The following is a 16,668-nucleotide window of genomic DNA, read 5'->3' as shown; positions in this document are numbered from 1 at the left end:
GGGTTCGACGGCGGGTCGCCCTGCGGCAGCCCGTCAGGCACCGGCGGGTCGACCGGATCGTCGTGTCCGGGCGGCGGCGGGTCCGGGTCGACGTCGGGAGTCGTCGGCTCGGGGCGGTGCAGCATGGATGGCATATTCATGTCGCTCCTGCGCGGCGGCGTGCGCATTTCGATGGCGCGGCGAGCGCGCAAGCAGCATGCCTGCTGTCGCACGGCGAACGTCGGCGGCTTCGCTCAGTCGTCGTAGGCCGCCATCACCAGCCACATCGTGCGTCCTTCCGCGGTCAGCTGCACCGCGAGCGCGTACGGGTCGGACGGCGCGCATTGTTCGACGAGCGCCCGCTGCGCGCGCTCCGGGCCGTCGTAGACGGTGCGGTTCAGTTCGCGTACCTCGTCCTTGCCGTCGAACATGCGCCGCTCGGGCCGGTAGACCAGCGATTCGCGTTTCCACGTGTCGAAGCACTCGCGCACGTGACCGAAATCGCCGCCGCACACGTTCGCGTCGTAACGTATCCTTTCCCTGGATGCATCCATCACGTTGTCCTCTCGTTCCCGCCGACGGCGCGTGCCTCGTGGCCGCACCCCGTCCCCGCCCCCGGCGCGCAAGCGCCGTGCCGCCGAAGCATGACGGGCACGGCGCTTGCGCCTTCAATCGCCATCAAGGAGGTTCGACCATGACCGTTCACGCCCCCGGCCGCCACCACGCCGTGCCACCGGCTGCCGGACTGCTCTGGCTCGCCACGTCGCGCCCGCCGTCGAAAGACAAGACGGAGGAGCGCATCGACGAGGGACTCGAGGAGACGTTTCCGGCCAGCGACCCGCCCGCCGTTGGCGGCGCGACCCGTATCGACCCTGCCAGGCCGTCCGGCGAGCACGAACGCCGCGCGCCGCACGTTCCTTCCCCGCCCCGCGATCACGGCTGACGGCGGCACCCGGCTCGCGCTGCGCGGCGGTGCAGCGGCAGGCCGGAGCAATCCGGAGTTGATCTGATGAAACGCCTTGAACGCAGATGGCATGAAATCAGCGGCGCCGCCGGCGTCGCGGCGCTGGCGGCAATCGAAAGCGCAGTGGTGCTCGTGATCGTCGCGATGACGGGCATCGGCCACTGACACCCTGTACGGCCCCGTTCGCGGCTTGCGCCGTGGAAGATGTACAAGCGGGCTGGCAAATTTCTCCGTCGCACGGCCGTCGAGGCCCGGCGTGTGCCCCGGCGTGTGTGTCACGCGCGCGGCACGCCGTCTGCTTGCACATCGTCCCGCTCACGAAGGAGGCTTCATGTATCGCGTCACCGAGATCATGTCGCGCGACGTGGTGTGCGTCGCGCCGACCGACACGATTCGCCACGCGGCCGAGCTGATGCGGCGCTTCGATATCGGCGTACTGCCCGTTTGCGACGGCGACGAACTCGTCGCGATCGTGACCGACCGCGACCTTGCAGTGCGCGGGCTGTCGCACGGCCATTCGTTCGATACGCCGGTGCAGGCGGTTGCGTCGAGGCCCGTGCAATGGTGCGTCGAGGACGACGGTGTCGGCGACGTCCAGCAGCGGATGGCCGACGTGCAGCTGCATCGATTGCCGGTACTCGACCGTCACCGGCGGCTGGTCGGCATGGTGTCGCTCGGCGACATCGCGACGCGCGCGGGCGGCCCCGAGCGCGACGAACTGGCCAATACGCTCGAGGACGTGTCGCTGCCGCGCCGGCGCTGACCGGCGCCGTTCATATCGGCGACCCGCCCGGGTGCCGCTTCGACCAGGAGGTGTTCGATGACAACCGACAGACCGTCACGCGACGCCACGCGCATCGTCGGCGACGACCGCCGCACGACCGGCGGCGGGCCGGGGCCCGACGTGATGGCCGCCCGCACGCTCGAAGGCGATCGCGTGCTGACGATGGACGGCGACGACATCGGCCAGGTCGACGACATCATGCTCGACGTGCGTTCCGGCCGCGTCGCGTATGCGGTCGTTTCGTCACGCGGCCGGCCGGGGATCGGCGACAAGCTGCTCGCGGTGCCGTGGAACGTACTCGTGCTCGACGTCGAGCGCCAATGCTTCGTGCTGCCCGTGGCCACCGAACGGGTGCGCGAAGCCCCCGGCTTCGACAGGAATCGCTGGCCGGCAATGGCCGATCCGGACTGGGCCGAGGCGCTGCATGCGTACTACGGCAGTTCGCCGTACTGGCTCATCGAGGAAGGCGAAACGGCGCTCGACTCGCCGCCGTACGAGGCGTCGCCGGAAGGTCCGGAAGGCGGCAAGCGGTAACGCGATCGTCGGTCAGTGCGCGGCCGCCACCGTCCGCTCGAGTTGCCGGGCGGCTGCCAGATGCGCGTTGAGCATCGGCAGCGTGTTGGCCGCGAACGCGCGAAGCTGCGGATCGCGGCCGTTCCGTGCCTCTGCTTCGTAGAGCCGGATCGCCGCTTCAAGCGCGCGCGGGCCCGCCAGCGCGACATAGGCCGTGTCGAACGCACGCCCCTCCCTGGTTCTCAATGCCGTGACGGCCGGATCGACGAGCATCCGCGACTGCACCGGCAGGCCCTTGGCCGCCCCGAGTTGCTGCAATTCGCCGGCGATCCGTCGGTGATCGTCGACCATCCGGCGCGCGAACGCCTTCACGTCCGGGTTCGACGAGCGGTCGAGCGCGAGCTGGCTGGCCTGCCGCTCCACCTTGCCGATCATGCCGGCCTTGTCGACGAACTCGGCATCGATACCGGTCGGCCGCTGCGTCATGCCAGCCTCGTCGGCCGTCGTGCCGGGGCGGATCACACCGGGCCCGACCTGCGTCGACGAAGCGGGCGACGCCTGGGCCGGCGGAAACGCGGCGGCCAGCAGGCCGACGGTCGCGGCCAGCACGGTCGCCGCCGGCCGGCGGGCTCGGTTCGCTTTCATCCCGACCTCCGTATGTCGCGACGGCACGGGCCGGTCGCGCGGGCTCCCGTCACGCCGGGCGCCGGGACGACGTGAAGAAATCGGTCCACGCGCCGTGCCGCCACGCCCCCTCGGTTCGCTCCACCGACAGCGCGCCGGCGGCGAGCATCGTCCGCTCGGCGAACACCCTCGTGCGTCGCGTCACATGCGCGGCGAGCACGACACCGTTCTCGCACTGCTGCAGCGCGCCGCGGCCCTCCGGCGCATCGCCGCGCATCTTGCCGAGCGCGCCGCACAACGCGCCGACGTAACCACCGACCAGCGGCACGCCGACCCATGCATGCGGCGAATGGAATCCGCCCACGTAGAGCAGCGCGGCTCCGGCCAGCCCGGCAGTCGCCCCGATCGCCACACCCGCCAGCGCGCCCTTCCCGCCCGGCCGCGCGGCGGAATCCGCATACGCGTCGCCGCCGAGCCAGAACAGCGCGTGCTGCCCGGGCGGATTGAGAAAGAAGACTTTCACGTCGTCCCGATGCACGAGGTGGCCGCGCAGTTGCTCCGCGCAATGTTGCGCCTGCTCGAGCGTCGAAAAACGGCCGGCAATGATGGTGTCCATGTCGATCCCTCCTGCCCGGTAAAGTACCGGACCGGGCCGCGCGCACGCGGCGCGCGACCGGCCCGGTGCTTTGCCGGTGCCTCACGTTGCTTCCGGCGGATCTGCCGCCTGTCGAACACGCCGCTCACGCCGTCGACGTCGTGCGCTGCAGTTCGTCGGGTACGCTGCCCGTCAGTTCGGCCACGCGATGGCGAACCTGCACGTCGATATCGCCGGATGCCCCGGCTACCTGGCGCTACCGGTCATGCGGGTTCCGATCGTGCCCGGCATCCGGCGCGACATCGGCGATCACGCTCGCCAGCGTCGGCATGTCCACCGGCTTGCACAGATACGCGTCGAAGCCGGCGGCCATCACGCGGTGCCGGTCGGCGTTGCCGGCGTGCGCCGTGACCGCGACGACGGGCAGATGTCCGCTGCCGCCCGGCAAATGACGGATGCGGTCGAGCAGCCAGAAACCGTCGCCGTCGGCCATCGCGAGATCCGACAGCACGACGTTCGGCGCATCCTGTTCCACCACTTCGAGTGCGTCGTGCCCCGATTGCGCGGTCGACACCTGTGCGCCCATTGTTTCGAGTGCCGCGGCGAGGCTCGCGCGCGAGGTCGCGTCGTCGTCGACGACGAGCACGCGCCGGCCGTCGAGCGCCACCGTATCCGGCGTGCCCGCCGCGTGCAGCAGGTCCTCGGCCGGATCGTCGACATCCCACCGGGTCGGCAGCGTGACCGTGACGGTCGTCCCGCGCCCGGTGCCCGCGCTCGTCGCGACGACTTCGCCGCCGTGCAGTTGCGCGATGTTGCGCACGATCGACAGGCCGAGCCCGAGGCCGCGCCTCGGCGATGCGAATGCGCGTTCGGGCCGGCTGAATGTCTCGAACAGGTGCGGCAGGTATTCCGGCGCAATACCCTGCCCCGTGTCGGCGACCGACAGCCGCACACGCTCGCCCGCCCGGGTCAGCGACACGACGACGCGGCCGCCGGACGGCGTGAACTTGATCGCGTTCGACAGCAGGTTCGACAGGATCTGGCGCACGCGCTCGCGATCCGCCGGAATCACGCAGGTCGCCATTTCGTATTTCGTCGAGAGGTCGAGCCCGTTCGCCTGCGCCGTCGCGTCGAGTTCCCGCATGGCATCGCGCACGATCCGCACGAGATCGACCGGCACGCGCTCGAGGCGCAATCGGCCCGTCGCGAGCGACGACGCGTCGAGCAGGTCGGCCACCATGTGCGACAGCGACCGCGCGCTGCGGTCGATCGCGTCGACCGCCTGTTGCGCGAGCCCGTCGCCGTCGACGTTGCGCAGTACCTCGACCCAGCCGTAGATCACGTTCAGCGGCGTGCGCAGTTCGTGCGACACCGTGGCCAGCAGTTCGTCCTTCAGCCGGTTCGACGCATCCGCCTGTGCGCGTGCGTCGCGCGCGCCGCGCAGCGAGCGCATGTTGCGCCGTTCGCCGCGGCGCCGTTCGTGCGCGTCGCGCAGCGTCATCGACAGCCCCGTGCAGTCGCCCCGCGCATCGACGATCGGCGACGCGGCGAAAGTCGCACGAAAGCGGCCGCCGTCGCGCCGCACGCACAGCACGTCGAACGGACCGACCGGCGCACGTAGCGTCGCGAACGATCCGGACAGCGGATGCCGCCGCAACCAGCGCGGCGCGATCAGCTCGGCGACGTCGAGCCCGGCGGCCTGCGCCGCATCGATGCCGAAGATCCGTCGCGCCGCCGGGTTCCAGCTCGTGATCCGGTGTGCGGTATCGACGCCGACGATCGCGTCGGGCGACGCGTCGACCACCCGGCGCAGCAGGCCGTCGTCGGGTACGGGCACGCGCGCGGCCGGCGAAGGCTCGCCATGCGGCTCGCGGGCAGCGGCGTCGCCATCGTCATGGAATTCGCGGAGACGATCGCTCGCGAGCAGCGGCTTCACGGCCATCACGAGCACGCACTCGACGAAGCTGATCGCGACGAACGCGCCGGCCTGCTCGAGCAGCGTGGCCAGCGGCGCGTTGCGCCACCAGAGCGCGCAGATCACGGCCACACTCGCGGCGGCCGCGACCAGGCCGCCGCCGAACGACGCCAGCCATGCGACGGCCGCAACGCCTGCATAGAAAGGCAGCGGCGCAAATGGCGCGTGCCCGCCGACGACGCGAACCGTCCACGCCTGCAGCGCGGACGCCAGCCCGACGGCCAGCACGACCCATGCACCCTGCCGTAACAGCTCACGGGTCAGGGTCCTCATTGCATCCTTGCCTCGCGCCGGCTCCCGTCGCACGGCGTCATGCCGCTTGTCGACCAGCCTGCCGTCGAGCGTGCCGGGCGAGCCTGATGGCACCCGCAAGCGACATGCCCGCTGCGTGCTTCAGGCGGCCGGCCGGCGCCAGCCTGCCGGGCTGCTCCGAAGGCCGCGGCCGGTCGGGCGCCGGCCGGTATCGGGGTACGCATCGACGCAAAACATCGCGACCGTCTTTTTCATCGGCGCGCTGTAAAAAAGCACCGATGCGCGCCTGGACCTCTGAAGTGCCGCGATTCGTGCCGTGAATCGATGGCCTGTTTCTTCCGCCCCCGCCACGCACATTGGATATTTCTATTCCGCGGCACCTTCGTGGTCGTTTCGCTGTCGATGATAAATATTGCAATCAACGGAACGGGTGATGCCGATTTTCAAAACGACCCGCTAATGCCGATGGGAGATACCGCAAACCGTTCGAAGCAGCGTGCAGACGCCCGCCGTTTGTCGGGCCGTTCGTCCGCGATGCGCACGCTGCTCGGCCGCATCGAAAAAATTGCACCGACCCGCGCCAGCGTGATGATTGCCGGCGAAAGCGGGGTCGGCAAGGATATCGTCGCGCGCCGGCTGCACGATCTCAGTGCCCGGCGCGACGGCCCGTTCGTGCCCGTGAACTGCGGCGCGATTCCGCCCGATATCGCGGAATCGCAATTGTTCGGGCACGAGAAGGGCAGCTTTACCGGCGCGATCGCGCAGCGGGAAGGTTTCTTCGAAGCCGCGCGCGGCGGCACGCTGCTGCTCGACGAGATCGCGGAAATGCCCGCGTCGCTGCAGGTGAAGCTGCTGCGGGCGCTCGAATCGAATGCGATCGTCCGGGTGGGCGGCACCGAGCCGATTCCGCTCGACGTGCGCATCGTGTCGGCCACGCGCCACAACCCGGCCGAAGCCGTGCGCGACGGCCGGCTGCGCGAGGACCTGTTCTATCGCCTCGCCGCGTTCGCGCTGTACGTGCCGCCGCTGCGCCAGCGCGACAGCGACATCGAGACGATCGCGCTGGAGTTCGTCGACGCGCTCAACGCGCGGCACCGCGCGCACAAGCGGCTGACCGACGCGGCGATCGCGGCACTGCGCGCGTATTCGTGGCCCGGCAACGTCCGCGAGCTGCACAACACGATCGAGCGCGCGTACATCCTGTCGGACGAAGGCATCGACGTCACGCTGCCGAAGCCGGCGGTGCCGCCCGAGCGTCTGTCGGAGGACACGATGGCGCTGCCGCTCGGCGCGACGTTGCACCATGCGCAGCAGCGCTTCATCGCGGCGACGCTGCGCCACTTCGACGGCAACAAGCCGCGCGCCGCTAAAGCGCTCGGCATCAGCCTGAAAACGCTCTACAACCGGCTCGCGCTGATGCGCGACAACGGCCGCTCCTGAGCGGCGCGGCCGTGTCGCCCGCGCACCGCATGCCGCGGTTGCGCGGTGCGCAACAGGATTACGCGACCTTGAACCGCCCGACCGTGGTCGCGAGCGCGTTCGCCTGCGACTGCAGTGCGGTCGCGGCGGCGGTCGACTGTTCGACGAGCGCCGCGTTCTGCTGCACCATTTCGTCGAGCTGCGTCACGGCGCGATTCACTTCCTGGATGCCGCGCGTCTGCTCGTTCGCCGCGTGCGTGATCTCGGAGATGATCGTCGTCACGTTCGACACGTTGGAGACGATCTCGCGCATCGTATCGCCGGCCTGACGCACCTGCCCGGACCCGGCCGACACGCTCGCGACCGTCGATTCGACCAGTACCTTCACTTCGCGCGCGGCCTGCGCGCTGCGCTGCGCGAGGCTGCGCACTTCCTGGGCGACCACCGCGAAGCCGCGGCCCTGCTCGCCCGCGCGCGCCGCTTCGACGGCCGCATTCAGCGCGAGGATGTTGGTCTGGAACGCGATCCCGTCGATCACGCCGATGATGTCGCCGATCCGGCCCGACGCTTCCTCGATCTTCTCCATCGTCGCGACGACGTCCGACACGACCACACCTCCGTGCGACGCGATCCGCGACGCGGCTGCCGCGCGTTCGTCGGCCTGGCCGGCCGCCGCCGCCGACTGGCCGACGGTCGCGGTGATCTCTTCCATCGATGCGGCCGTTTCCTCGAGGCTCGCCGCCGCCGATTCCGTGCGCGACGACAGGTCCTGGTTGCCCGCCGCGATCTCGTTCGCGGCCGTGCGCACCGATTCGCTCGCATCGCGGATCTCGCGCATCACGTCGTTCAGCTTGTCGACGAAGCTGTTGAACGAGCGTGCGATGTCGGCCACTTCGTCACGGCCGTCGGCCGGCAGGCGCTGCGTCAGGTCGCCGGCACCCGAGCCGATCGCGGCCATGGCCTGGCGCACTTGCGACAGGCGGCGGAACGCGGTCGCGGTGATCGCGCCGATGATCAGCGACGCGACGCCGACGATCACGAGCAGCGTGATCAGCGAAGCGGTCAGCAGCGAGCGCATCCCGGCCGTCGCCTCGTACTTGTCGAGCAGCACCAGCGCGTACCAGTCGGTGCCCGGCACGGGGCGCGCGCGCACCAGCTTCGCGTCGCCGCCGACGCTCACCTCGACCGGCGCGGTCGCGGCCGCGATCGTCGCGCCGTTCGTCGCGCCGAGTTCGGGCGACACGTCGGCGACCGGCTTCAGCGTGAGCTTCGGGTCCGGGTGCGCGACCACATGGCCGCTGCTGTCGATCAACATCCCGAAGCTTGCGGGCGTCGGGTGGATCGACTTCACGTTCGCGATCACGGTGTCCATTGCGACGTCGGCGGCGACGACGCCCTTCAGCGTACCGTCGCGCAGGATCGGCACCGCGAACGTGACGACGAGGTTGCCCGTGCCGGCATCGACGTAAGGCGGCGTGACGACCGGCTTGCCGGCCTGCGCGGCCTGCTTGTACCACGGGCGGCCGGTCGGATCGTAGTCGGGCGGGATGCCGGTCGGGTCGGAGAAGTGGAACGCCTTGTCTGCGTAGCCCGCGTAGACGTTCGTGAAGCCGCCGGCCGTGGCCATCTGCTTGAACACCGGCAGCGGATCGGGCGTCAGCGCGGCATCCTGCAGCGACGCGATCATCCGGCTCCGGGTGGCGACCCAGTCGGCGATCCCGACCACGTGTCCGCTTGCGACGGAGGTCAGGTTGCGGTCGATTGCGTCGTCGTTGTACGAGCGCGCGATGAAGTAGTTGATGAGCGTGGTGGCGACGAGCGCGAATACGACGATGGCGACGCACGCGGCGAGAATGCGGGCGCGGATGGACGAGAACATGGCAACGACTCGGTAAGGGAGCGCGAACGCCCGGTGGACGAATTCACCGGGTAAACGGCAATCGCGCCGCTTACTTGAGGCCACTGTGACAATTCAGTGAAACGTCTGACAAAACGCAATGCCGATCGTCAGCGGATCGTCGGCGAATCGTCAGGATGGCTGCGCGGTCCTGCGACGCGCGCGCACGCTGCCGGGACGCGACGACGGTACCTGCGCGCTTGGGCAGGATGAGTCGAAAAGGAGGTCGAGACAGGCCGGTTCCCGGTCGACGGAGCATGCGTGTCGATTGGAACCCGGCCGTGGCGCGGCGACGGATCGCGCCGCGCCCGCGTCATCAGTTGCGGCGCGCGCCCGTCACAGGCGATGGCCCGGACGCGGATCGGCTTCCGCGGGCGGCCCGTCGGCCCGCGTGTCGTTGTCGAGCTCGTCCTGCCGGCGCATCCGTTCGCGCAGGTGCCGGATCGCGAACACGTGGATGTAATCGTGCACCCGCGCGTCGGACGACAATACGCGCACTTCGTCGTCGAGCATCGCACGCAACTGATCCGCGCCGATCGCGCGCTGCCTGGCGGCTTCCTTGAGTGAATCGAGCAAACTGTCCTTGGACATCGACAGACTCCTGACGGTCGAGGAACGAAAAGAAGAAGGTACTGGAAGCTTAAAGACTGAACGGCCGCGCGGCGTGCGATGCGCCGGCGCGTGTTTGCGCGCGATCAACGGCACGTTGCGTGCCGCCGTGCCGATCCGTCCCCGAACCGGCCGCGCAAGATTCGCGGCGCAAACGGCTCGCGAACGAGACTGGAAACCTGCCACGCCACCCCGGGGCGCGGCACCGGCTGGCGGGCGAACGATGGGACGCTGCTCGACGCCGATGCATCCGCGAACTTAGACCGGCCGAAATCATGCGTCAAGCGCGCTGCGCCACGCGCCGGCCATTCGTCGGAACGAACGGGCCGGATCGTCGCCCGGACGGCCGATCGGGCGCCCTGCGTGTCAGCGGATTCCGATACGCACCGCGCAATCCCTGACAGCGAGTTCAGCGCACGCTGCTTGGCAGGGTACCGGCGCCCCACGATACTGGTGACATGGACGAAACGTTCATACAGGTCATCGCTCAGCCGGCCGTCGAGCCGGCATGCGGGGCCTGGCGCAGGAGACCAACCATGGCACATCGCAACTTACCGGGCCGGGACGGCCAACGGCGCGCGTCGGGCAACGCACGCGCCCTGCCCGCCCAGGCCGTGCCGGCCGGCAACCGTCCGTCGGACGATATCGACACCTTGCTTGCACTTGCTCGCGAAGCCGGGTTGCTCGTCACGCTCGACGGGCAGATCGGCCGCGAGAAGTACCAGAGCGTCGCGGGCTCGGTTCTCGCGCTGCAACGGTTCGCCGCGGCACTGTGCGCACGGGCCGCACCCGACGCGCCGGCCGCGGTCGAGGCACGCCGCAAGGCGCGCCCCGGCTGGCCGCATGCAAACCGCCTGCGCAACCGTACATGCGGCCTATGCGCGCCGCTGCACGTCGCGCGTCAGCGCCCGCGGGTACGCCGCGGCGCAGGCCGGCGACACGACTTGCGGTCGATGCTTCGCACCGGCTGAGCGGGCAAGCGGCCGGCACGGCACGGGGGCCGTGCAATGGCTGCTCACCGCGCAACGTCGGCAGCGCCTGCCGCACGCCGTGCCTGTAGGACGACGGCGCGGCAACGGTGAGCCGGCCGCGACCCTCACCGCTTCGCATCGGCGCAACCGCGCGCCATCACGCATCACCACGCGCCGTTCCACACGGTCGCAATGACAACGATTCCTGCGGGGAATGCACTTCAGACGGGGCCAACGACAACACCAACGCGGAAAGCGGACGGGGTGACTTGCACCCCGCCCGTCCTCCAAGGCAGCCGACGGCTGCCTACCCTCGTGCCAGAGAGTTCTCGGCCGGATGACGCGTGCCGTGCATCGCACGTCGCGGCTCCGGAAAATGATGGAATGCACCGTCGATCACGGCCTTCGACGCTCGCGCGGCTACGCGGTGCATGCACGACAGACCGGCCGCGCGGCCGGTTGTTCCGTCAATGTCTCACGCGATACTTGCGCCATTTCTGATGCAGATCAAACCAGGCCGGTTTCGATCTCGACACCGCGCGATTTACTCGGTACCGCGCACGAGCAGCACGGGCACCTGGGCGAGATGCGCCACGCGACGCGCGACGCTGCCGATCAGCCAGGCGGCGATGCCGCGCCGGCCGTGCGTGCCGACCACCAGCAGTTCGGCACGCCAGTGCACGGCGTCGCGCATCAGTGCATGGGCGACGTCGTCGCTGGTCGGGCGGGTTTCGACAATACCGCGCTTGGTCGGGTTCCCGGTCGCATGGAACAGCGGGCCGATCTTCGCGAGTGCATCCTCGCCCTCCGCGCGATAGGCATCCTCGAGCGCGCGCACCGGCACGATATCCGTCAGACGAACCGCGCGATCGATCACGTATGCCGCGTACAGCAACGTTGTCGGCGTCGCGAAGCCGAGCCCGACGCGCACCGCGTGCAGCGACGGCTCGCTGCCGTCGACCGCGAACATCAGCCGCTGCAGGCCGCCATTCGACGGCAGCGCATAGGCGGCCGGCACGATCAGCAGCGCGCAGCGCGCGCGTGTCGTCAGCGTGTCCGACATCGCGCCTTCGACGAGCCGCAGCAGCCCGTGATGCGGATTCGCGCCGACTATCAGCACGTCCGCGCGCCATTCCGACGTATCGTTCACCAGTGCATCGGCCACCGAGCCGCCCGTCACCGACGTATCGACGATGGCCTGCTCGACCTCGATCCCGCTATCGGCGAACAGCGCGGCGATCCGCTCGTTGGTGGCTTGCGCTTCGCGCATCATGTCCTCGCGCGCGGACGTCAGCAGCGCGTCGATGCGCGGGATGTCGGGCAATACGAGGCGGGGGTTGTCGATTGCGCAGACGATGCGCAATCGCATGCCGGGACGCAGCAGCGTGCGCGCGTAGCGTGCGGCGGACAGCGATTCGGGCGTCGGATCGACGGCCAGCGCGATCCGCGCAAGCGTCGGGATGGGCTGGGCAAGCTGCATGGCGAAGGCCTCCGTGCGTGCGCGTCGTCGTGGAACGACGACGGGAGCTTCGCGCGGAAGCGGCGCGCGGCGGCCGGACGGCCGCCGCGGTCGCGGGGATCGGCGGGGTGTCACGCGAAGCGCGGACAATCGATGCGTTCAGCATAGGACGTCCGGCCCGCGCGTGCATGATCGCGATCAAGGGTCGCGCGGGCCCCTGCCCGCGCCGCTTACGACTTCGTCGGCACCGATGCCGCCGGACGGTTCGCGTAGAACAGTGCATACGCGATGCCGAGCAGCACGATCCAGACCGGCCCGATCACGAGGGCGACGCGCGTGTCGGGCGTGAACGCCATCAGCACGACGACCAGCACGAGAAAACCGAGGGCGACGAACGAACCGAGCGGATAGAACGGCACGCGGATCGGCAGGCGCGCGATCTTGTCGGCCGACAGCGTGCGGCGAAAGCGCATCTGTGCGATCAGGATCACGCACCACGTCCAGATCGCGCCGAACGTCGACACCGACGTGAGCCACGTGAACACGTGCTGCGGCGCGAGATAGTTGAGCAGCACGCCGATCAGCAGCAGCGCGACCGATACGATCACGCCGTACACCGGCACGCCGTTGCGGTTGACCTTGCCGAGCTTGCTCGGCGCCTGGCCCTGCTGCGCGAGGTTGTAGAGCATCCGCGCGGTGCTGAACAGGCCGCTGTTGCACGACGACAGCGCCGCGGTCAGCACGACGAAGTTGATGATGCCCGCGGCAGCCGGGATGCCGAGCCGCGAGAACGTCATCACGAACGGGCTGCCCTGCGTGCCGATCTGATCCCACGGATAGAGCGACATGATCACGAACAGCGCGCCGATGTAGAAAATCAGCACGCGCCAGAACACCGAATTCACGGCCTTCGTCAGCGACTTCTCCGGGTTGCGCGCCTCGCCTGCCGTGAGACCGAGCATCTCGACGCCGAGATACGCGAACATCACGATCGGCAGCGCGGCGATCACGCCGTTGATGCCGTTCGGCATGAAACCGCCGTGCGCCCACAGGTTCGACAGGCCGATCGCGACACCGCCGTTGCCGATGCCGAACGCGATCATCAACCCGCCGCCGATGATCATCAGCACGATCGTGACGATCTTGATCAGCGCGAACCAGAACTCGAATTCACCGTACAGCTTGACCGCGATGAAGTTCACCGAGCCCATCGCCATGAGCGCCGCGAGCGCCCAGATCCAGTTCGGCACGGAGGGGAACCACATGTGCATGTAGACGCCGACCGCGGTGATTTCCGCCATGCAGGTGACGATCCACACGAACCAGTAGGTCCAGCCGGTCAGGTAGCCGGCCAGCGGCCCGAGGTAGTCGCGCGCATAGCGGCTGAATGCGCCGGCGACGGGATTGGCGATCGCCATCTCGCCGAGTGCGCGCATGATCAGGAAAATTGCGATGCCGCCCAGCAGGTAGGTCAGCAGGATGGCCGGGCCGGCGACGCGGATCGCGCTGGCCGAGCCGAGGAACAGGCCGACGCCGATCGTCGCGCCGAGCGCCATCAGGTTGATGTGCCGCTCTTCCAGCCCGCGGTGCAACTGGTCTTCTGGTTGTTTCAAGTCCGTCTCCTGGCAGCCGTGAACGGGCCGCCGTCATTGTCAATGTCAATGCGCGACCGTTCATGCCGAGCCCGGCATGCCGAAAACGAAATAATCTCCGCTGTCGCTTTCTAAATAAGAAACGACACGGATACTGCGTCAATCCGATGGGAATTGCCGCGGATTATCCGTATTTTCCGGAACAATCCGGAAAACGGATCGGGCCTTTCACGGAATACGCCCGTGCGGCCCGTGTGACGCGGCTGAGCGCGTAACGGACGGCACCGGGATCAATCGCTTTCGGCGCGAACGAATACGCGTCGAATGTGCGCGATCATGCGCACGCAATATGCAGGCGGGATTATATGGAGGATCAGCGGTTTCGCGCCAGCCGATTTTCGTGGAAATCGTGGCGGGTGAAATCCGCGGCGGAATTCGAATGCGCGCGTATCTCGTGCGTGGATTTATTTGGACAGCGTCGCGCGCACCGTATATTCGCCTTCGAGCGCCCCGTGTTCCGGCCGCACGAAATAACGCGACGCGTCGAGATCGGCCGGCATCGGCTCGACCGGGTAGCCGTGCTTTTCCCACGCATCGAGGCCGCCCTTCAGCGCGCGGATGTTGTGGATCATCTTCTTGCGCTGCATCTTCGCGATCAGCCGCTTCGCCGTGGCTTCGTTCGGGCACACGCAATAGACGACGATCGGCCGTTTCAGCAGTTCGGGGTCGAGCAGGTCCGGCGAATCGAGATCGACCGGCACCGCGCCGGCGATCCGGTACGGTTCGCGCTCGCGAATCGCCTTCGGCCGCGCGTCGAAAATCAGCGGCGGTTCGTCCGACGTCATCATCTCGACGAGTTGCGGCGGCGAGATGCGCACCTGCGCGAGATAACGGCGGAACTGCACGCGACGCACCCAGCGGTACAGCAGGAACGTGATGAAGATCGCGAGGAACGCGTCGAGGATCGTGCCGCCGCTCGCGCGCACCCACAGCACGAACTGGACGATCTGGTCGTGAATGGCCGCACCGCCGACCAGCCAGAACGCGGCCCACAGCGACGCGCCGGCCAGATCCCAGAACAGGAACACGCCGACACCGATCGCGGTCGTGCCGAGCAGCGGCGCCGACACGAGGCCGAGGCCCGGCAGGAACTTGGACAGCACGAGCAGCGGCGCACCGTACCTTTCGAATACGTTACGCGCGAAACGCAGCGTGGTGTCGAGCGACAGCGAGAAGCGCACGAGGCCGTTCAACAGGCGCCGGCCGCGCGTGCGGCCCATGAAGAACCACAGCGAATCGGCCAGCATCGTCGCGCCGATCGCCGCCGCGAACATGCTGACCCAGGATGCCTGCCCCATTGCCGCCATCGTGCCGCCGAGAATCAGCATCGGCACGGCCGGCACCGGCACGCCGAGCTGCGTGATCAACACGCTCGCGAACACGGCCCACGGGCCGAGCGACGATGGAATAGCGATGGGAAAGTGCCACACGGCGGCGCTCCTGGAAGACATGCGGCCGCGCGACGAGGGCCGTCGGACCGGCTGGGCAGAGGCCGCCGCGGCACGTCCGCAGCCAACCAGTGCATGACGGGCATTCTAAACGGGTTTGGCCGCGATCGCGCGGAACCCGCGCCTTCGGCGCGGGCTTCAGGAGGCTGCCGGCACCGCTGTAGTGCTCATGCGTCCGGGCGCTGCGCAAGCCGCGCGACGTGTTCCGCGTAGTCGGGAAACGCGGCGGCCAGCGCGGCTGCGTCGGCCAGTTCGAATTCCGCGAACTCGAAACCCGGCGCCACCGTGCAGCCGACGAGCGCGACGTGCTCCGGCGCCGCGCAGCGCGCGCCGAACCAGCTCCCGGCCCGCACGACCGCCTGGAACACGGTGCCCGGATGCGTGAGCGGGTTGCCCAGCCGGTGGATCGTCAACCCGTCGCGCTCGTCGAGCACCCATACCTCGATCGGATCGCCCGCATAGAAATGCCAGACTTCGTCGGAACGGATTCGATGCCACGACGAGTAAGCGCCGTCGCACAACAGGTAATAGATCGCCGTCGACGCGGCGCGCGGCGCGCCGTCGGCGGGACGCACGACCGAATCGGTCGCACGGTAGGTTTCGCGGAAATAGCCGCCCTCGGGGTGCGGCTGCAGGTCGAACTGGCGAATCAGGTCGGTAGCGGAAATCGGCATGGCGGATGACGTCGGTAAGGTAAGGAACCGGACACCCGGCGCACCGGATCGCTTCGCCCGTCGCGAACGCGATCGCATGCCGCCGGATGCCGCTGGGTCGAACGCCGCGGCCATGCGCGCGGCGAACAAGCGGACACCGGCCGATGCTGCCAGAACTGCGCATCGGGATGCAACCATGGGCACGCGATTGCGCCCATGGGGCGCATCGGGTGTACCGCCCTCGTCCGGCCGGTGCGACAGAAACGGCAGTCGCGTTCACACGCCGAGCGTCGGCCGGCGCGTCGTGCGTTTCCGTTTCGTCAGGCCGTCATCCGGCGGATCCGCGCGACAGCCGCCGCCCGCGGCCGCCCATGCGTCGGCGCCGCGCCCGCGTACGTCACGCAGCCGACGGCGCGACCGGCTCGCTGTGTCGCACCAGCAGCACGGGCCGGTCGGCCGCGCGCAGCAGCGATTCGGCGACGCTGCCGAGCAGCAGCCTGCGCAGGCCGTGCCGCCCGCTCGTGCCCATCACGATCAGGTCGGCATCGGTTTCGGCCGCCGTGCGCATCAGCACGGTGGCGACATCCTCGCCGTAGGCGTCGAGCGCGCGCACGGTGCCCGGTACATGCTCCTGGGCGAGCACCGCTTTCGCAGCGTCGAGCACCGGTGTCGCGGCATCGGTCGCGGCCGCATCGCCATCGCGCTCGGCCGCGAAACCCGCATCGACGTCGACGAGCTGCGGCCGGTGCTCGACGACATACGCGCAGGTGACTTCACCGCCCGACGCCGCCGCGATCCGGATCGCCTCGTTCAGCGCGAGACGCGCGCTCGGGCTGCCGTCGAGCCCGACGAAAATCCGCTTGTACATGGTCCG

17 protein-coding genes and 1 pseudogene are annotated in these 16,668 nt (G+C 69.0%); 6 read left to right on the top strand and 12 right to left on the bottom strand.

What is annotated here, in order from left to right; translation table 11 throughout:
- Positions 1-233: 233 nt before the first annotated feature.
- Entirely contained in the window at positions 234-533 is a 300-nt protein-coding gene (locus tag ABY44_RS02370) for a hypothetical protein (protein ID WP_060170932.1), read from the bottom strand.
- A gap of 140 nt (positions 534-673) precedes the next feature.
- On the opposite strand from ABY44_RS02370, the gene ABY44_RS02365 reads away from it, so the two are divergent.
- The 3 genes from ABY44_RS02365 to ABY44_RS02355 all read left to right on the top strand — a co-directional run bounded on the left by ABY44_RS02365 (position 674) and on the right by ABY44_RS02355 (position 2,261).
- Positions 674-922: a hypothetical protein gene (locus tag ABY44_RS02365; protein ID WP_021162008.1), complete on the top strand. Its 249-nt coding sequence runs from the start codon at positions 674-676 to the stop codon at positions 920-922.
- 352 nt (positions 923-1,274) lie between these two features.
- Positions 1,275-1,706, top strand: coding sequence for a CBS domain-containing protein (locus ABY44_RS02360; protein WP_027791577.1), 432 nt, complete (start codon positions 1,275-1,277; stop codon positions 1,704-1,706).
- Between the two features lie 57 nt (positions 1,707-1,763).
- Positions 1,764-2,261: a PRC-barrel domain-containing protein gene (locus ABY44_RS02355; RefSeq protein ID WP_060170935.1), complete on the top strand. Its 498-nt coding sequence runs from the start codon at positions 1,764-1,766 to the stop codon at positions 2,259-2,261.
- A gap of 12 nt (positions 2,262-2,273) precedes the next feature.
- Here the strand turns inward: ABY44_RS02355 and ABY44_RS02350 are convergent, their stop codons facing one another.
- From ABY44_RS02350 to ABY44_RS02335, 4 genes and pseudogenes are all read right to left on the bottom strand, one after another.
- Positions 2,274-2,885 carry a DUF4142 domain-containing protein gene (locus ABY44_RS02350; RefSeq protein ID WP_060170937.1) on the bottom strand — a complete coding sequence of 204 codons (612 nt, stop codon included), beginning with the start codon at positions 2,883-2,885 and terminating at the stop codon, positions 2,274-2,276.
- Positions 2,886-2,934: 49 nt separating this feature from the next.
- Positions 2,935-3,480, bottom strand: a complete 546-nt coding sequence (locus ABY44_RS02345) for a hypothetical protein (RefSeq protein ID WP_060170939.1) — start codon at positions 3,478-3,480, stop codon at positions 2,935-2,937.
- Between the two features lie 89 nt (positions 3,481-3,569).
- Positions 3,570-3,700: pseudogene (locus ABY44_RS02340) on the bottom strand (BON domain-containing protein); the annotation flags it as partial.
- A 15-nt stretch (positions 3,701-3,715) separates the two neighbouring features.
- Positions 3,716-5,707: a PAS domain-containing hybrid sensor histidine kinase/response regulator gene (locus ABY44_RS02335; RefSeq protein ID WP_060170941.1), complete on the bottom strand. Its 1,992-nt coding sequence runs from the start codon at positions 5,705-5,707 to the stop codon at positions 3,716-3,718.
- Positions 5,708-5,753: 46 nt separating this feature from the next.
- Here ABY44_RS02335 and ABY44_RS02330 point away from each other — a divergent pair, with 46 nt between their 5' ends.
- Both ABY44_RS02330 and ABY44_RS02325 read left to right on the top strand, forming a co-directional pair.
- Positions 5,754-5,954, top strand: a complete 201-nt coding sequence (locus ABY44_RS02330) for a hypothetical protein (protein ID WP_155637847.1) — start codon at positions 5,754-5,756, stop codon at positions 5,952-5,954.
- A 134-nt stretch (positions 5,955-6,088) separates the two neighbouring features.
- Positions 6,089-7,126, top strand: a complete 1,038-nt coding sequence (locus ABY44_RS02325) for a sigma-54 interaction domain-containing protein (RefSeq protein ID WP_060171245.1) — start codon at positions 6,089-6,091, stop codon at positions 7,124-7,126.
- A gap of 58 nt (positions 7,127-7,184) precedes the next feature.
- Here ABY44_RS02325 and ABY44_RS02320 read toward each other — a convergent pair whose 3' ends face one another.
- Both ABY44_RS02320 and ABY44_RS02315 read right to left on the bottom strand, forming a co-directional pair.
- Positions 7,185-8,984, bottom strand: coding sequence for a methyl-accepting chemotaxis protein (locus tag ABY44_RS02320; RefSeq protein WP_027791571.1), 1,800 nt, complete (start codon positions 8,982-8,984; stop codon positions 7,185-7,187).
- A gap of 354 nt (positions 8,985-9,338) precedes the next feature.
- A complete protein-coding gene (locus ABY44_RS02315; protein ID WP_060085258.1) occupies positions 9,339-9,593 on the bottom strand; it encodes a DUF3562 domain-containing protein in 255 nt (84 codons plus the stop codon).
- 554 nt (positions 9,594-10,147) lie between these two features.
- Between ABY44_RS02315 and ABY44_RS02310 the strand changes: the two genes are divergently transcribed.
- Positions 10,148-10,582, top strand: coding sequence for a hypothetical protein (locus tag ABY44_RS02310; RefSeq protein ID WP_027791569.1), 435 nt, complete (start codon positions 10,148-10,150; stop codon positions 10,580-10,582).
- Positions 10,583-11,126: 544 nt separating this feature from the next.
- Here ABY44_RS02310 and ABY44_RS02305 read toward each other — a convergent pair.
- The 5 genes from ABY44_RS02305 to ABY44_RS02285 form a co-directional block, all read right to left on the bottom strand.
- Positions 11,127-12,062: a universal stress protein gene (locus ABY44_RS02305; RefSeq protein ID WP_060170943.1), complete on the bottom strand. Its 936-nt coding sequence runs from the start codon at positions 12,060-12,062 to the stop codon at positions 11,127-11,129.
- A gap of 209 nt (positions 12,063-12,271) precedes the next feature.
- Complete coding sequence (locus ABY44_RS02300) at positions 12,272-13,654, bottom strand: amino acid permease (protein WP_059694883.1); 1,383 nt, start codon at positions 13,652-13,654, stop codon at positions 12,272-12,274.
- 443 nt (positions 13,655-14,097) lie between these two features.
- Positions 14,098-15,123 carry a DedA family protein/thiosulfate sulfurtransferase GlpE gene (locus tag ABY44_RS02295; protein WP_021159151.1) on the bottom strand — a complete coding sequence of 342 codons (1,026 nt, stop codon included), beginning with the start codon at positions 15,121-15,123 and terminating at the stop codon, positions 14,098-14,100.
- A 185-nt stretch (positions 15,124-15,308) separates the two neighbouring features.
- Positions 15,309-15,815 carry a cupin domain-containing protein gene (locus ABY44_RS02290; protein ID WP_027791561.1) on the bottom strand — a complete coding sequence of 169 codons (507 nt, stop codon included), beginning with the start codon at positions 15,813-15,815 and terminating at the stop codon, positions 15,309-15,311.
- A 376-nt stretch (positions 15,816-16,191) separates the two neighbouring features.
- Positions 16,192-16,662 (bottom strand): universal stress protein, encoded by a 471-nt coding sequence (locus ABY44_RS02285; RefSeq protein ID WP_060085250.1) that lies wholly within the window; start codon positions 16,660-16,662, stop codon positions 16,192-16,194.
- Between the last annotated feature and the right edge of the window lie 6 nt (positions 16,663-16,668).

This window comes from Burkholderia sp. ZZQ-2 (assembly GCF_050768715.1).
Lineage (GTDB): Bacteria > Pseudomonadota > Gammaproteobacteria > Burkholderiales > Burkholderiaceae > Burkholderia > Burkholderia cepacia.
The sequence above is the reverse complement of the archived record's forward strand: the minus strand, read 5'-3'. Positions and strand labels throughout refer to the sequence as shown.

Coding starts and splice junctions, on each gene's coding strand:
- ABY44_RS02325 (WP_060171245.1), top strand. CDS start 6,089: ATGATAAATATTGCAATCAACGGAACGGGTGATGCCGATTTTCAAAAC.
- ABY44_RS02310 (WP_027791569.1), top strand. CDS start 10,148: ATGGCACATCGCAACTTACCGGGCCGGGACGGCCAACGGCGCGCGTCG.
- ABY44_RS02305 (WP_060170943.1), bottom strand. CDS start 12,062: ATGCAGCTTGCCCAGCCCATCCCGACGCTTGCGCGGATCGCGCTGGCC.
- ABY44_RS02335 (WP_060170941.1), bottom strand. CDS start 5,707: ATGAGGACCCTGACCCGTGAGCTGTTACGGCAGGGTGCATGGGTCGTG.
- ABY44_RS02315 (WP_060085258.1), bottom strand. CDS start 9,593: ATGTCCAAGGACAGTTTGCTCGATTCACTCAAGGAAGCCGCCAGGCAG.
- ABY44_RS02290 (WP_027791561.1), bottom strand. CDS start 15,815: ATGCCGATTTCCGCTACCGACCTGATTCGCCAGTTCGACCTGCAGCCG.
- ABY44_RS02370 (WP_060170932.1), bottom strand. CDS start 533: ATGGATGCATCCAGGGAAAGGATACGTTACGACGCGAACGTGTGCGGC.
- ABY44_RS02320 (WP_027791571.1), bottom strand. CDS start 8,984: ATGTTCTCGTCCATCCGCGCCCGCATTCTCGCCGCGTGCGTCGCCATC.
- ABY44_RS02350 (WP_060170937.1), bottom strand. CDS start 2,885: ATGAAAGCGAACCGAGCCCGCCGGCCGGCGGCGACCGTGCTGGCCGCG.
- ABY44_RS02285 (WP_060085250.1), bottom strand. CDS start 16,662: ATGTACAAGCGGATTTTCGTCGGGCTCGACGGCAGCCCGAGCGCGCGT.
- ABY44_RS02365 (WP_021162008.1), top strand. CDS start 674: ATGACCGTTCACGCCCCCGGCCGCCACCACGCCGTGCCACCGGCTGCC.
- ABY44_RS02355 (WP_060170935.1), top strand. CDS start 1,764: ATGACAACCGACAGACCGTCACGCGACGCCACGCGCATCGTCGGCGAC.
- ABY44_RS02360 (WP_027791577.1), top strand. CDS start 1,275: ATGTATCGCGTCACCGAGATCATGTCGCGCGACGTGGTGTGCGTCGCG.
- ABY44_RS02345 (WP_060170939.1), bottom strand. CDS start 3,480: ATGGACACCATCATTGCCGGCCGTTTTTCGACGCTCGAGCAGGCGCAA.